The following is a 14,999-nucleotide window of genomic DNA, read 5'->3' as shown; positions in this document are numbered from 1 at the left end:
CGCAGTCAATCGGCTCTGTTGAAATCCTTCACAGATGAACGGGCAAGGCCGCCTAGCGCTACAGACAGTGCGTGCTGGCACCAACGCAATTTACGACCCGTCCAACTATTGGTAATGCCTGTGTGCAAGAGTCAATAGGCGAATCTATCGCTGCCGTCCTCCGGAGAAGGTGAGTTAAGGCGTTGGCACCTACTCTGTCTATGGTGGACGTAGCAGAGGTCGTACTCCATTTCGTGTTGTTATACGGTCCACTTGCCCTGTTTTGTTTCACGTTCCTTGAGACGTCGATGCTCTTCCCATTCTTCCCGAGCGAAGTCGTTGTTCCGACAGCTGCCGCACTGCTCATCAGCGACTTCACATCATTTCTCGTGTTCGTGCTAGCAGCGACTGTCGGCGGGACACTCGGAGCGTTTGTACCGTTCTACGTGTGTCGTGGCACTCGTATCGGTGAGTTCAACTGGCTCGAAAACCATATCACCATTTCAGACGAGCAGCTCAACCGAGGAGAGAAATGGTTCCGGAGATGGGGACAATCGTCGGTGCTTTGGGGACGATTCCTTCCCGTGCTTCGGTCTGTCATATCCATTCCGGCTGGTTTCGCTAACATGAACTCGATGCGATTCGGCATCTATACAGCAATCGGAACTATTGGATTCTACGCGGCCACCGGCGGTCTCATCTACTATGGCCACCACCAAGCACTCTTCGCAGCGATGGTTACTTTTGCCACCACTAGACCAGCCATCGCTACAGTCGTGATATGTACGCTTCTTGGACTCGGAGTGCTCGTCAGACGCTGGGTCCATCGTCAGAAATTCAGAACGTGATTAAAAATGCGGCTAATGAATACTGTAGATTCAACACAGCCCCGATTTATTTCAAATAAGAGAGAAATTCATTTCCATCAGCCATCAACTGCAGATGAGATCACTGACCTTTCTCTCGAGTCACTCCATTCCGTGAAGTATACTCGACAGTGCATAGTGCAGTACAAAAGTGCCTAAAGAGCCTCTAGTTGACTCGGCAATGTTCGGGCAGATCTGTCCTTGGTATCGGGCCGACTGAGAATATGCGATACTGTGGTAGAAGAGCGGTACATCAGGTCGAATTGACGATTACGATGGGACAGGTTACGTTCTGGAGAAGATATTCAACACGCGGACCGTAGAATGCTCGCTGACTAATCGAGCGGGTCTCTGTTCCAATAACAACTAGATCCGCATCATTCGTTTCAGCAATATCGATAATCGCTATCTCAGGTCGGGACCGTACTGCGACAGTCGTGAGCACCTTAGCGCCCATCTCGCGACCAATCGTCGCCTCCCGATCGACGATTTCCTCACCGATACCGATCATCTTTGAGAGATCAGGTTGACCAGCGAAACGATCGTCAGGGTGCGGTTCATCGACAATGTGGACGATCTCGACAATAGCGTTTTCCTGTGTCGCAATTGCAAAAGCAATCTCGGCAGCACGGCGATTATACTCGGTCCCTACCGTTGGTAGCAGAATCCGGCGTAATTGCTCGTCTATTTGCTCAAGAGCATACTCACCCGAATACGGCGTACTGACAACCATTGTTGGGCATGAGGTCTCTTGGAGGATTTGATCGACATTCTCACTGAAGAGGGGTTCATTGGGATCGGTCCTACGGCCGGTCTCCCCAAGAACGAGTAAATCGTAGTTGATCGCTTCGGTAATGATCGTGTCGGCTATAGTTCCACGACACTTACGTATGAGAGATCGAGATGAGTGGCCTTGTTCACCCAACTGACGTATGATGGGTTCAAAGATATCTTCGGAATCGTCGTTCTCAACAACTTGTTCAAGAGACTTTCCCCCCTTCCCGAGCGTTATTTCGCCACTTGTCCGTTTACTATCCAGTTCAGTGGCTTCCCGAAGTGGTTCCCTGGATAGCTTGGTTCGCTCTCTGGATCTGAACAAACGGGTGAACGAGTTCGAAAGCCTACGGAGTCGATTGTTGGTTTCGTCGTCTTCGGTTGTAACATACATTGTCGTCAATTCAATATCCCGATCGCGAATTACTGGCCCAAGCAAGCGCGCTGCATACTGAGTGGCGGCTCCACCACGAGTTGGCAATAGAATTCGCGTGATACCAGCGATAAAGCTTTCTCGGAGCCGCTCTTCTCGTTTTAGACGTTCACGTTCCTCCTCGCTCATCTCGATTTTCGGAATCGACCAGCGCATGATGGGTGGCGCCATGAGTGAAGTAGTGATAGCGACCATGACGATGATACTGTACATATCGGTCGTTAGAATGCCAAGGCCAAGCCCGATTGTCGCAACGATGATTTCCATTGCACCACGGGCATTCATTCCACCGCCAATCGTGATCCCTTCCCATTTCGAGAGACCAGCTGTTCGAGCGACACTCATCGTGCCGGCAAATTTACCGAAGCAGGCGACACTGAGGACAACGAGGCCGACCAAGAATACAGTCGGGTCAAACAACGCCGCAACGTTCATTCGAAGCCCAGCGATAGCGAAAAAGATCGGCGCGAAGATTCCGAGAGTCATCAGTTCGAATGTGTGCTTAAGATGGTAATCAAAACGGTTGACTTGACTGACTAAGATCCCGACAACGAATGCTCCTAAAATTGCCTCGAGACCCATGTATTGAGTGATTGCGCCCGCCGTAAGTGCGAGGATCATAAGCGTCGACAACATCGCCGTTTCGCCTGTAACAACGTTATCGACCCAGCGAAAGATTTTTTGAACCAATTTCCGACCAACAGTAAACGATAGTCCGAGGAAAACAATCACCGACAGAATGGTTGTCAGGGCTGAACCCACATCCACCACACCACTCCGGGCTAATCCAGCGACAGTCGCAAGGAGGATCCAACCGATTGTATCATCAACCATGCCTGCTGCGAGAATAAGCTGTCCAATATCTCGGCGGATAATATCGAGTTCGATGAGCACTTTCGCAATGACGGGAATCGCTGAGATACTCATCGCCGTCGCAATAAACAGGCTAAACACCAGCTGTTGATCATTCGCACCAATAAAGTTCCCTGGGAGGAACCATCCTAACGCGAAGCCAGTTACGAACGGCACGAGAATGCCACCCAGTGAGAGAATAACTGCCGTCCGACCCTTACTGATGATGAGATCAATGTCTGTTTCAAGCCCTGTGACGATCAATAGCATAATCAGTCCAATCCAGGATATGATCTCAAGTAGGTGGAATTCACTCTCGGGAATTGCAAACAAGGGTTCATAGATACCTGGAGCGACCAGTCCGAGGATAGATGGTCCGAGGACAACACCAGCAAGCAATTCTCCGACGACAGTGGGCTGTCCTATTGAGTTGAATAATTCGCCAAGAACGCGTGCGACGAACAGCAACACTGCAAGTTGGGCAATAACGATGAAGAGTTCATGATGGCCGATCGGCTCGAGAACCATCACTATGACCATCCCATACTTTCAATGGAGATCAATTCCCGTCGCTCAATTGATCGCCATCTCGTTGGTTTGCCACGTCTAGCCCTTCCTCTTCCAATGAAGGGGGTATCGATGCTCCACATAGTCTAACCCGAGATAAGTGTTAGTAATCTAAGGTGCGAGGGTATAAAAAGTCACAGATGATCTTCATTCGATTTGACGCGGTTGACAGAGGCAGAGATAGTGAATCAAGCGGAATAGGCGATACTGAGATAGTGGTGATCTCCTAACGGAATCTGACTCAGAAATGTTTGCCCCGCAGAAAGTGTAGCGAGACTAAAGGGATAACGACAAGGAGCACAACTCGAACCAACCACCCTATACACGCTCTCCTTTGCCTAGTCACTGTTCCGAGCAACCTCTTTCCTGTTGTAACAGTAACCTGGTTAGAAACCAAAAAGCGTGTAACGGCAGTTGTCGTCGAGCGATGATTCGGTAGGGATGGGTCACTCTGAACCGCCTGTAAAGGCAAATCGCCTACAGAGTCTGGAACCCCTGAGGGGACGTTCCTATAAGTTCCGACACAGAAACAGGAAGCATCGCCCTCGATAAGTGAGGGCTGGGTAGGCCCGAGCGCGGTAGGGTGGGATAGTTCACTCTCTGTCCTCGTTATCGGTAGTTGCTGCGAGTTTCTGAATAGTGTGTCTCCCATGTATGGCTGTAATAAGTAACATTAACCACGCAAGAATGGTAAGGATTCCTCCGATAACAACGCTTGATACCATCTTCTTCTATTCTATGCAGTCCCTTCTCATACGATTTGCTCCCTACTGACGATGCAAGGTTGTTGGTCTAGTAACAAGATTGTAGTACTGACAGGGTGTGTTAGTCTATTGAAAGATGACTATAGACGACGATGAGGGCAATGGCATCGATTGACGACATGGATGCCGAGTTCGCTCGGGAACTGTCCCTACTCGATATCATCGTCCTTGGCATTGGTGCGATGATCGGTGGCAGTATCTTCGTTCTGACCGGGCTTGCTGCTGGTGAAGCTGGCCCAGCAATCATTTTAGCGTTTGCACTGAATGGAATTATCACCATCTTCACCGCGATGGTTTACGCTGAACTGGGAAGTGCTATTCCAGAACCCGGCGGTGGCTATCTATGGGTTCGTGAAGCACTCGGTCGTCCTCATGCGTTTCTTTCAGGCTGGATAAGCTGGTTTGCCCATGCAGTCGCTGGCTCACTCTATATCCTCAGCTTCGGTTCGTTTGTCACACTGATCATCACGGGATACTTTGGATTCGATCCAGGGCTTGCTCCTGTAACACTTCAGAAATTGTTCGCGCTACTCGCAGTCATTGTTTTTACGTATGTCAATTATCGAGGAGCAAAAGAGGCCAGCCGGGTTGAGAACCTCGTCACGTTTTTCCAGCTGTCGATCGTCCTTGTGTTCATTATAGTCGGTCTCATGGTGTTGATTCGACAACCGAATCCGACTGTCGATTTCGATCCGTTTTTGCCACAGGGAGTTGGGGGCGTCTTTCTCGCGATGGGGCTCACGTTCATCGCCTTCGAAGGGTACGAAATCATCGTTCAATCCGGTCGAGAAGTAGTCAATCCGCGAGAGAACATTCCCAAAGCGATCTTCTACTCAATGCTGATCGTCGTCACGATCTACATCCTTGTCGGTATCGTCCTTATTGGGGCCGTTCAACTGACACCTGGCCTCGTAGAGACCGCACAGCAAACCGATAGCATTGGCGGTAGTACGGTTCCCGAACTACCGGCTGATCCAGCCGTCTGGCAAGTATTAGGGCATCTTGGAGAGTTTGGGCTTGCGCAAGCGGCTGGACAGCTACTTCCGTACGGCACTTTGCTGATCCTTGTCACTGGAATTCTGTCTGCATTAGCTGCGCTGAATGCGACCACGTTTTCCAGTTCTCGTGTGGGTTACGCAATGGGACAAGATCGGGTATTCCCTGACTCGTTCAGCTACATCCACGCCAAGTACCGTACTCCCCATATTTCGATACTACTCAGTGGTGGGCTTATCGCTGTAATGGCCGTTTTGTTGCCGCTCGCACAGGTTGCAGCAGCGGCCGATCTTATGTTCCTCTTATTGTTTTTACAAGTGAATTACTCAATGATCAAAATTCGGCGAGAACGAGGGGATGAACTCACATACGGGTATATCGCACCGTTGTTCCCATATATTCCTATCCTCGGTATCATAACGAAACTTCTTCTCGCGATGTATTTCTTCAACTACAGTCCGCTTGCGTGGTATATCGCCATTGGATGGATTCTCGCTGGGGTGGGTCTATTCTTCGTTTACTCCCGTGGTCGGATCCGAGAGACAGAGATTGCCCGCGAGACGAGGGCAATCTCAGAGGAACGCGCACTAGTTGAACGACCGTATCAGGTCGTGGTGGCTATTTCAAACCCGGAAACGGCAAAGCGGCTGGTGACCTTTGGGAGCAGAATCGCTCGCCACCATAATGGAGAAGTATTGCTCACGACTGTGGTAACGGTCCCCGTCCAGACACCACTTGAAGAGGGAGCGAATTATATCACGAATCAACGAGAGCTACTAGCGGAGGCGATGCGATATGTTCCCGAGGACATACCAGCGCATCGAGTGGTAACGATTGGTCGGAATGTTGGACGCAGTATCGTAAATCTCGCTCAAGAACGAGATAGTGAACTGGTTATACTCGGATGGCGGGGGCGCTCTAAGCCAACCAAACCCCCGATATTAGGAACGACTATCGACTATATCGTCGAGAATACCCCCTGTGACCTGGTCATCGCGAAAACGGAAGGCCCGAACACCCCCAGAAATATTCTGTTACCAACTGTTGGAGGTCCGCATGCAGCGTTCATTGAGAATATCGCCACGGCCTTTACGGATGATGAGCGAGTATCGCTTACCCTTCTGTACGTCGATGAGAATGATACCGATGCTGTTGAGTCGCTTCTTCTAGATCGACAAACAGCGTTACAGGGAAGTGGGGTTAATGCTTCCATTGCTTCGATTTCGGCGACGAACGTTTCGGAAGCTATTATTCAATTTGCCGAAGCGGGCGAGTATGATACGATCATGATGGGAATTACACGAGGAAGAATTCTACAACGATCGGAGATCGGTCATATTGCAGAAGACGTTGGTGAACAGTTTTCCGGTGAAGTCTTACTTGGGAAATACTATCAACCACTCCAATCACCACTTATTCAGTGGCTTCGCAAACGGAGAGATGAGCAGGAAGAACTGACCGAGGAAAACCGTGAGCTTTGATTCGATTGCTACTTCATCAACCTTCTCGCGAACCACCCGGGATCTCCCATCAGTTGTTCTCCAAACGTCTCCGGCATGGTCACGGGGGATTCATCGACCGTGCTCTGAGTCTGAACGACAGAACTCGGATCGAGATCTCGTCGCTGGAACGGTAGCCACGAGGGATCGAGGGCGTTCGTTTCTTCGAACCGTCGTTGATCGCGAGCTCACGACCAACCAGAAACGTGCTCGCTTCATCGCTCGCGATGTTCGGAGTATGCTGAGAAAGCGCCTGTTGGCCTCGTGCTCAATAGCCAGACATTCGCGAAGGTGATCACCGTCGCCGAAGGATCGAGGCCACATACGCAAACTGTGGCCCGTGTCATGGATTTTCTTGAGAAGTTAGGGAAAGACGAGGTCGAGCAGACGAAACGTCGTGGCAAGAAGCTCGTTGTCATCAACGAGGAGGCAGCCGACCGGTATCTCGATCATTGAGACCGAGGTATCGAACAACCTCCCGCAGAGAGCGGGATGTCCTAACAACAGTCCAAGAAGAGGGAGCACAGTCGACGACCCGGGAAAGCCCTCCTTTCCTAGTTACAACTTTGAACAACCGTACCTTTGTTTAGTAGTAGTGTAAAGGGTAGAAACGGTTTCGCCGACTCTGTCTTCAGAAGCATATCACACACGGTGTGATTAGATCGGTCGTCTTGACCACGATCTTCACTCTGGTACCTTGTTCAACACTGTCCTTTGTGCACTCCGTTTGTTGCACAAGGCTCCGTCTCTTGCTATACGATAACTGATCCGTTTCCCACCAGCGATACCTGGAGCCACTAGCAGTCATCCAGAGTTCACTCAGAAGTACTGTGGACGCTGCTACAGTGACTCCTGAACGAAATCCGACGATAACTCTTGATAGGCCACATGTTCGGTGTACTCCTCGACGAAGGGCTGCTGATAATATCAAACACTCCCACTTCGGGAATCGTATTCGATGACATCAAGCCCCTCAAGTCGGGGAAGCGACTCCTCTATCAAGAGCGATTTGAGCTGGTTACTCTCAACTACTGCTGATTGCTTACTCTCCTGGCTTGCTAGTGTTTGAATCCCTGCAGCTACGTCCTCAACTGAGCTACTGGAGGCAGATGTCGCTAAGAAATAGTAGATGACATAGCGGCATGATCGCGATGCGAGTGTCTTGAAGACAGCCGTATGAGCGGTTGTCCCGCCAAAGACATCGGTATCGCAGGGCACAACTGCGTCGATGTTGCTACTCATCTATACCTCGCTTTGTGTGTCGACGATCGAATGGTGAGCGGTTGTTCAAGTTCATTGTGTCAGAGGCATGCGCATCGGGCAAATGACCGCATGGGCAATCGAGCCCCATTGCTGTAGCGCAGGTACAGAATATACTGTCACACCTGCATGGTAATTATGCCTGACAGACAATGCTGGAATCAATAGAGGGGGGTCACGACCTGTCTTGATCCCGCAGGTAACCTCACTAATAGCCTACTCGTCTGCGGTCACAGCCCCACTCGTGGGCTGGTCGACAACGGGACGGCAATGTGTAGAATCAGTATATCTTGGTGCTAACGGACGCCTCTCTCGGCATAACGCACTACAAGGAAAGGGGACTCAGGACGCCTCTGACATCACCCTGAGGCCCATTCTCCTAGGATCCATAGCCTCTGACAACCATGTGTTGAGTCCCCGCTGAACTCAGACGCTCATAGCTGCAAGGGGGTCCAATCCTTGCTTTTTGTAAGGATATATACAGGTATAATCTCGTCCCTTGGTATGCCCGCGTCTCGGAAAGTGTCGAAATAAGTATGGATGGTTTGATCTCCACCAAGAGATGGCATACCAGGCTTGTACTTTTTCGGGTAATAGAGTGTAGTCTTTGTATCGAGACTCCCTATGACGTGCAGAGCACGGAAGAAGTAGACCGTGAACTATGTCGGCTCTTTCAATCAGCCGCCCGGAATGGCGTTCCCCTAGGTCCAACGTGGGTCTGTCGGTACGAGGATGCCCCTGATCTGGAGATCATGGTATTTGAACTCGCTCATTCGCAGGACTGAATCGGGACAGTCTTCGAGGAGCACACTCACTCATCAGGTGATGGTCGTCCACCGTCCGATCGCGAGTAGTGGGAGGAATATTGCTTCTCGAAGGGCGACCTCCGGAACTTCGACCCGGGCGAGGCCGTGATCTGTCGGCAGGGAATCGGCTGGATCCACGGCCGGATCAAGATGCTCGAGGAGTAGGCCATTCTCGAAAGAAGCCCCATGGCAGGGAATTTTCGAGATGCTGTGCAGGTGCGTGAGGCTAATCCGGGAACAAACCACTCCATGGGATCTATATCAACAGCGCCGAGTGTCACCCAAAACGGGCGAAAGATTCAGGTGCGTCAACGTACAATGTCAACGAAAGATGGGCGTTGCCGACAAACAAATTCGGGTCAGTGAAGCGGTGAAACGTGAGATCGAGCGCCGTCGACGGGAGGGGGAGAGTTACAACGACGTCCTCGAACGAACGTTTGCTACTCGCCCTTCAACTGATCGCGACCTGTTCGCTGGCTTTGGGATACTATCCGACGAGGAAGCTGACCGGGTCCGTGAGAACGTTGATCAGAGTAGAAAGAAATCGAAAGAACGCATGCGCCGCATAGACATCGAATGAAGGTTCTGGACGCGACGTTTCTGATCGACTATCTCAGTGGCGTCGAAGCCACCCGTGAGTACCTTCAAAAGCATAGCGACGAGGTGTTCATCCATCCAGTCCCTGCATACGCCGAAGCGCTTGTCGGAGTCGGAAACGGCCCCAAAGACAGCAATATTGATGAAGTGCGTGATTCCTTGTCGTGGGGAGAAGTATACAGCGTGGATAAGCAGACGGCAGTGACCGCGGCAGCGATCGCTGATGAAGTCGGACCAGAAGGACCGTATCTTGCAGGAATGGACGCGTTGATTGCAGCGGTTGGGCGCGAGCTTGACGCACCAGTCGTCAGCGCTGATAGTGACCTTACCCACCCCGCGATGGCCAAGGTCATCGCTGTCGAAGAATACTGACTCTTACTCACTCCAGGAGCGTGAACCGACCGCATATGAGGCATCTGATACCTCCTTAACCCTCGATCAATCTCTTTAGGACAAGATATCGATTCAGTGTCGAAGATTCGCGAGCTTCGCGAACAGCCATGAGGCTCTTTCTCGATACAAACAGCTTCATTACGAGTTTCTCACGTTAACAATGAACCCCATAGAGCTGCGCTCCGTGTTAACAAAGAAATAGCGTCTTGAGCTGCCACGCGCCGAAGCAATCCAAGATGAGATCACTGCCGACGTGCAGATTGTGATCCCTGACGCTTCGGATATGATGGATGCTACTCGATTGCAGCGAGAGACGCTATTGTACCCTTGGATTGTTTGATTCTTGCCTGTGCGCAAAGTCATCCCCGAACCACGGAACGATGACGGGAAGGATGGGACATCGCGGCGGTCGTCCCGCTTGAGGAGAACGAGGACGCGTTCCACATCTCGCGTCCCGACGACGACCTCCACAACGGCGAGGTCGAGGACGACGACAACAAACACAACGACGACTGAAGCCCATCCACAGGGCTTACATTCTGAGAACAGATACCTGTGTCCGCGGTACTTCCTTGTGTACCACCAATTGTCTACAAAACCGGCTGTTGCACACGGTACTCATCCACGGTCATCCACCGTGTCAAACCCGGAAGAAAAGATCGGAAGATGCCTTCAATCAGGCGTCTCTACTCGTCTGCGGTCACAGTCGCACTCGTGGGCTGGTCGACAACGGGGACGGCAACGTACTGGCTTTCCCACTCGCGACGCGCGTCGATCTCCCGACGCCCGCGATCAGTCAGCACGTAGTAGTTCGCCCGCCGATCGATGTTCCCCTTCTCCATCAGTCCTTTCTCAATAAGACGATCAAAGTTCTGGTACAGGCGACTGTGAGCGACTTCCCCTTCGTAGTACTCCTCGAGCTCGGCTTTGACTGCGAGCCCGTTGGGATCGTTCTTGCCAGCAACGACGTACAGGAGGTCGCGCTGGAAACCGGTCAAATCATACATGGATACTCACCTCAGTCTCCCTTCGAATGTCCGAGTGAATCAACCACCGTGAGCTGCTCCGAGTCGGAATCCGATCCGAACCCGAGCGAGTCACGTGATTCTGAGTCATCTTCGAACTCCGCTGCTCGATCAGGGAGTGGCAACACTGATTGATCGAACTTCTTTTTCGCATCCTGGACGCGCATAAGCCCCCAGAGTCCACCTTCGAGGTAGAACTTGGTCTTGCGCTCCTGGTAGACGTAGTCGCCCGTGTCGCCAAGCACGCCCCCGGCACCACCGTCTAGCACCAGTTCGCGAGCTGCGCCTGTCGAGAGATCGTCCTGCGTGCCAACCAGCCGTGCTTCTGAGACGTTGTTCCGGCGCCACTGGTGACCGGCACAATGGAACGTGATCCCGTTGGCTCGATCAGCCGGCTGACTCACGCGCAGCGTCACGGGATCCTCCGTGTACGCGCGCAGGAGCGGCGTGTTGGGATCGCCGTGGACCTCCGAGCTGTAGACCTTGTACTGGCGCTCGTCGTTTTCGAACCGCCGTGCAAACGGCTCCGAGCGGTAGTTGATTCCCTGGAAGCCCTGGTCCTCTTGTTCGAGGATCTGATTACATGGTTCGTCCGCTAATTCTTCGACATCAACGTCCTCTTCGTCGGCCAATCCTACTCGCGGAATCGGACAGCTTCCGTCGTCGTTGACGATGTACATCCCGTCGGTAAACATCAAGGCGAACTCGCGGAAGTCCTCCTCCTCATGGTTCGTAATCATCGCTTGGGTGCTATTCAGAACTGGCTTGCCCGTCTCGGGATCAAGCCATTCCGAGCCTTCGGGTTCAACGATCATGTTGCCGAACGCGCCGTGGTGGCGGTTGCTGCGCACGTCCGCGAAGTCCGAGACGACGCTCGTTCCGAGCGAGCGGGCCCCCTCAGGTTCCTCTCCAGGTTCGACGACGGGTGCAGGATCCGCGAACCACCGATAGGTCATCGTCTCGCCCGGCGCCACCGTCGAATCGAAGTTGAATCCGACGGCCATGCCTGACGAGCCCTGGTCGTCGAACAGCAGGTTCTGGGTCGTTAACGAGATGCGCTGTGAGCGATCCCAGTCGGCGTCCGGCTCGATATCGAACGTCGGGTGAGCGTGATCGTCGTCCAGATCGCCTAGCGCGTTTGTGAGGTTGATCTCGACGCAGTCACCGATATTGGCCCGGATCGTCAGCGGCTCGGGGTTCTTCTCCCCCGAACGAATTGCTTCGACCTCGTTGTCGAGTACATAGACGATGCCGTAGGGATCGTGATCGCCGTAGTCGTTGTACTCGATCTCCGTCTGGATCGCGGTGATGTTGTACGTCCGGTCCGGAGCTCCCGCCGGACAGGGTTCACCAGGCTCGGGTGCTACCGGTGGGCGCTCGCCGATGCTGTCGTTCTGGCGGGCGTCTTTATCGGGTGGGAACTCCCGGTCGTCGTTCTTGGCGTACAGTAGCTTCGCCTTGTGACCGAACTCCGTCCAATCGAAGTCGCTGAACGGTGCCGGGTGGCCCATCTCCCGGAGCTCCTCGTTGCTGATGCTCGCGTCGGGTGCATCGCTGCCGGGAAGCGTCTGAAGGTGCTCGACTTCGGCGTCGAACAGCCGGAAGATCCCCCACATCCCCTCCCAGAGGTCCTGGACTATATCCGAGCCGTAGACGTGGTCCCAGATCGGCAGGCCGTCCGGGTTCGGCAGGTCGTGCAGCCGGTCGGCCGCCGTATCCTCCGCGAGCAGATCGAAAGAGAACGCTTCCGATGGCCCGATGATCTGCGAGGTCGTTGCCTCACGCCGGAGCTCGTCGGCCTGACCACGAATGCCGTGGATTCCGAAGTTGTGCTGTTCCTCGTAGGGACCCTGCAACAACCGGATGCGGACGGGATCGCCCGCGTACGTCTCGAGAGTGGGTGTCGGTGGGTCGCCATGGAGCCGCGAACTGTGGACGTATGCGGGATCGTCGCCGGTGCGCCGGAAGTACGGCGCGGTCCGATAGTTGATCGCGCCCGAGCCCGCGTTCTGGTTGTGCTCCATCTGCTGGTTGATGAACTCACCATCACAGTTCTTGAGCGGGGCGAAGTCGTGGTACAGCAGCGCGAACTCGCGGAAGGCGTCCCCGTCCTTGGGATTAATCATCGCCTGGGTTCCGCTCTCGATCTCCTCACCCGTGTGAGGATCGTGCCACGTCGAATCCTCGGGTTCGACAATGATCGCCCCGAAGATGCCGTTTTGGGACTCCGGGATCCCGGTGATGTGGTCGTGGAAGAAGATCGTGCCCTCCTCGTTTGCGAACCACCGGTAGTGCATCGTCTCGTTCGAGTCGGTCCCTTGATCGTAGTTGTAGCCGACGTTCGCCGAGTCCGACCCCAGTGGGTCGAAATTGACGAAGTGGGGGTGAACCGATTTGCCGAGTTCGAGTTCGTTTTTGAACGTGACCTCGACACAATCGCCGACGTTCGCGCGAATTACGAGCGGCTCGGGGTTCATCTTCCCCGAACGGACCGCCTCGGCGTCGTCCTCGAGGACGTAGACCTTCCCCTCGGGGTCGTGATCGCCGGCGTCATTATACACAACATCCGCCGGCAGCGCGACGATCGTATATTCGCGTGTTTCACCGAGCACCTCGGGGTCGAACCCCTCGGGATCGCACGGGTCCTGATACGGCGCGCCGGGGACGACGTCGCCAAGCGCCTCGGCTTCGGCCCCTTCCGCCTCACGACCGTTCCTTTGCGATCCCGGCGGCTTGGGCGGGAGTTCGCCGTCCTCGTTGGGAATGAACTCGGGGAAGCCCTCGATCTCGGAGTCCGCGTCAAGCGGCGGGTCGCTGTTCTCCAGCAGCTGGAGCTCTTTGTGCTCCTTATCGAGCACGCGCATCATCCCGTTCATTCCCTCACCGTAGTGGGGGAACATGTGGCAGTGGAACAGGTAATCGCCCGTATTTTCGCCGTTGCCCGCACCAGTCTCGAAGGCCTCCTCAGCCTCGATATCTGGCGAGATTGAACCCGGTCCGTGGGCGATGGTCAGGCGAGCCTCGAAGCTCGCGGTCGGGCCGATCGTCTGGGAATCGATGGTGTCAGATTCCGTTTCGCCGGGGATGCTCTTCCAGCGGTGACCATGGAGGTGGTGAACGTGGTTCTCTTCGTGTTGGGCGCCGACGATGGACATCTTCACGGGGTCGCCCGTATAGCAGGGGAAGACGAGGTCGCCGCCGCCGGGGTCGCCGTGGACCCACGAACTGTAGAACGTCTCCTCTTCTTCGTCCTGAAGTCGTGCGCTCGTCGTGGCCGCGCGGTAGTTGATCGCGTGGATGCTCTGTGGGTTGTCAGTGCCGGGCCAGACGGGCTCGCTGCCATCGGCATTGACGATGTCGATCGCGTCGTGATAGCAGACAACGAACTCGCGGTGGCTCACCCCGTCGGGTTCATGGATGTCGGCTTTGACCCCACTTTCGAGTTTCTTGCCGGTCTTCGGGTCGGTCCACGTGGCCTCAGGCGACTCGACGGCGAGCGCGCCGAAGAGGCCACGCGACTGGAGGTTGTTGTCGTCGAATTCTTCTTCGGGATCGCTCAACATTGCGGGGCTGGCGCCGTCGCCGAAGAAACGCGTTCCTTGGTGGTTCGCGTACCAGCGGTAGGTGATCGAATCGTCCGGCGCGACCGTGGTGTCCTCGTTGTAACCGACCGCAAGGCCGTCGCTTTCGTTGACCTCGTAGGGGAGGCCGTACTGGTGCATCGAGGCGCGGCAATCGAGATGGTTGTGGAAGTCAATCTCGACGATGTCGCCCTCGTTGGCGCGGATCACGAGCGGTTCAAGCACCGACGTATCGACGTCGCCGCCGGGCGCACAGCCCGAGGCCCGTCGGGCGGCCTTCAGGTTCTCTTCGAGGACGTACATCACGCCGTTGGGCTGGTGCTGGCCGAACGCGTTGTAAACGATGTCAACGTTGATCGCGTGCACGTCGAAGTGGCGGACTTTCCCGCCCTCATCGGGCGTCTCCGGAACCATCTCGTCGAGGTCCACGTTCTTGGCGGCACTACTGAGCGTGGTGGCGGCGGCCCCCGCACCGATCATGAACTCGCGTCGAGTGGTGGCCGGTTGATCGAGTGACTGTGCTTCGTCCGTTCGTTCCTGGGTGTGTCCAGGTGACGTTTGCTCGTTCATGTTACGAGACAATCAGTCCCATGTGGCAGTTGGAATA

Annotated in this window: 9 protein-coding genes; 4 read left to right on the top strand and 5 right to left on the bottom strand. The window is 54.3% G+C overall.

The window, feature by feature from the left end; all coding sequences use genetic code 11:
- The first annotated feature begins 200 nt into the window (after positions 1–200).
- Positions 201–827 carry a DedA family protein gene (locus HAPAU_RS16985; protein WP_066385131.1) on the top strand — a complete coding sequence of 209 codons (627 nt, stop codon included), beginning with the start codon at positions 201–203 and terminating at the stop codon, positions 825–827.
- A 271-nt stretch (positions 828–1,098) separates the two neighbouring features.
- Here the strand turns inward: HAPAU_RS16985 and HAPAU_RS16980 are convergent, their stop codons facing one another.
- Positions 1,099–3,432: a cation:proton antiporter domain-containing protein gene (locus HAPAU_RS16980; protein ID WP_211263615.1), complete on the bottom strand. Its 2,334-nt coding sequence runs from the start codon at positions 3,430–3,432 to the stop codon at positions 1,099–1,101.
- A gap of 904 nt (positions 3,433–4,336) precedes the next feature.
- Here HAPAU_RS16980 and HAPAU_RS16975 point away from each other — a divergent pair.
- Positions 4,337–6,712, top strand: a complete 2,376-nt coding sequence (locus HAPAU_RS16975; protein ID WP_066385230.1) for an amino acid permease — start codon at positions 4,337–4,339, stop codon at positions 6,710–6,712.
- Positions 6,713–7,657: 945 nt separating this feature from the next.
- Here the strand turns inward: HAPAU_RS16975 and HAPAU_RS21210 are convergent.
- Positions 7,658–7,972 (bottom strand): DUF7344 domain-containing protein, encoded by a 315-nt coding sequence (locus HAPAU_RS21210; protein ID WP_157078528.1) that lies wholly within the window; start codon positions 7,970–7,972, stop codon positions 7,658–7,660.
- A gap of 836 nt (positions 7,973–8,808) precedes the next feature.
- A complete protein-coding gene (locus HAPAU_RS22825) occupies positions 8,809–8,934 on the bottom strand; it encodes a hypothetical protein (protein WP_281177899.1) in 126 nt (41 codons plus the stop codon).
- Positions 8,935–9,127: 193 nt separating this feature from the next.
- Here HAPAU_RS22825 and HAPAU_RS16965 point away from each other — a divergent pair, with 193 nt between their 5' ends.
- The gene (locus HAPAU_RS16965; RefSeq protein WP_066385129.1) at positions 9,128–9,376 is read left to right on the top strand and encodes an antitoxin VapB family protein; all 249 of its coding nucleotides are present in this window, start codon (positions 9,128–9,130) and stop codon (positions 9,374–9,376) included.
- Positions 9,373–9,765 carry a PIN domain-containing protein gene (locus tag HAPAU_RS16960; RefSeq protein WP_066385127.1) on the top strand — a complete coding sequence of 131 codons (393 nt, stop codon included), beginning with the start codon at positions 9,373–9,375 and terminating at the stop codon, positions 9,763–9,765. The genes HAPAU_RS16965 and HAPAU_RS16960 overlap by 4 nt, the downstream gene beginning before the upstream one ends.
- A gap of 707 nt (positions 9,766–10,472) precedes the next feature.
- On the opposite strand, the gene HAPAU_RS16955 is transcribed toward HAPAU_RS16960, so the two are convergent.
- Both HAPAU_RS16955 and HAPAU_RS16950 read right to left on the bottom strand, forming a co-directional pair.
- Entirely contained in the window at positions 10,473–10,793 is a 321-nt protein-coding gene (locus tag HAPAU_RS16955) for a helix-turn-helix transcriptional regulator (RefSeq protein WP_066385126.1), read from the bottom strand.
- An 11-nt stretch (positions 10,794–10,804) separates the two neighbouring features.
- Positions 10,805–14,962, bottom strand: a complete 4,158-nt coding sequence (locus tag HAPAU_RS16950; protein ID WP_066385124.1) for a multicopper oxidase domain-containing protein — start codon at positions 14,960–14,962, stop codon at positions 10,805–10,807.
- Positions 14,963–14,999: the final 37 nt, after the last annotated feature.

Source organism: Halalkalicoccus paucihalophilus (assembly GCF_001593955.1).
Taxonomy (GTDB): domain Archaea; phylum Halobacteriota; class Halobacteria; order Halobacteriales; family Halalkalicoccaceae; genus Halalkalicoccus; species Halalkalicoccus paucihalophilus.
The sequence above is the reverse complement of the archived record's forward strand: the minus strand, read 5'-3'. Positions and strand labels throughout refer to the sequence as shown.

Coding starts and splice junctions, on each gene's coding strand:
- HAPAU_RS16975 (WP_066385230.1), top strand. CDS start 4,337: ATGGCATCGATTGACGACATGGATGCCGAGTTCGCTCGGGAACTGTCC.
- HAPAU_RS21210 (WP_157078528.1), bottom strand. CDS start 7,972: ATGAGTAGCAACATCGACGCAGTTGTGCCCTGCGATACCGATGTCTTT.
- HAPAU_RS16960 (WP_066385127.1), top strand. CDS start 9,373: ATGAAGGTTCTGGACGCGACGTTTCTGATCGACTATCTCAGTGGCGTC.
- HAPAU_RS16980 (WP_211263615.1), bottom strand. CDS start 3,432: ATGGTTCTCGAGCCGATCGGCCATCATGAACTCTTCATCGTTATTGCC.
- HAPAU_RS16950 (WP_066385124.1), bottom strand. CDS start 14,962: ATGAACGAGCAAACGTCACCTGGACACACCCAGGAACGAACGGACGAA.
- HAPAU_RS16965 (WP_066385129.1), top strand. CDS start 9,128: ATGGGCGTTGCCGACAAACAAATTCGGGTCAGTGAAGCGGTGAAACGT.
- HAPAU_RS16985 (WP_066385131.1), top strand. CDS start 201: ATGGTGGACGTAGCAGAGGTCGTACTCCATTTCGTGTTGTTATACGGT.
- HAPAU_RS16955 (WP_066385126.1), bottom strand. CDS start 10,793: ATGTATGATTTGACCGGTTTCCAGCGCGACCTCCTGTACGTCGTTGCT.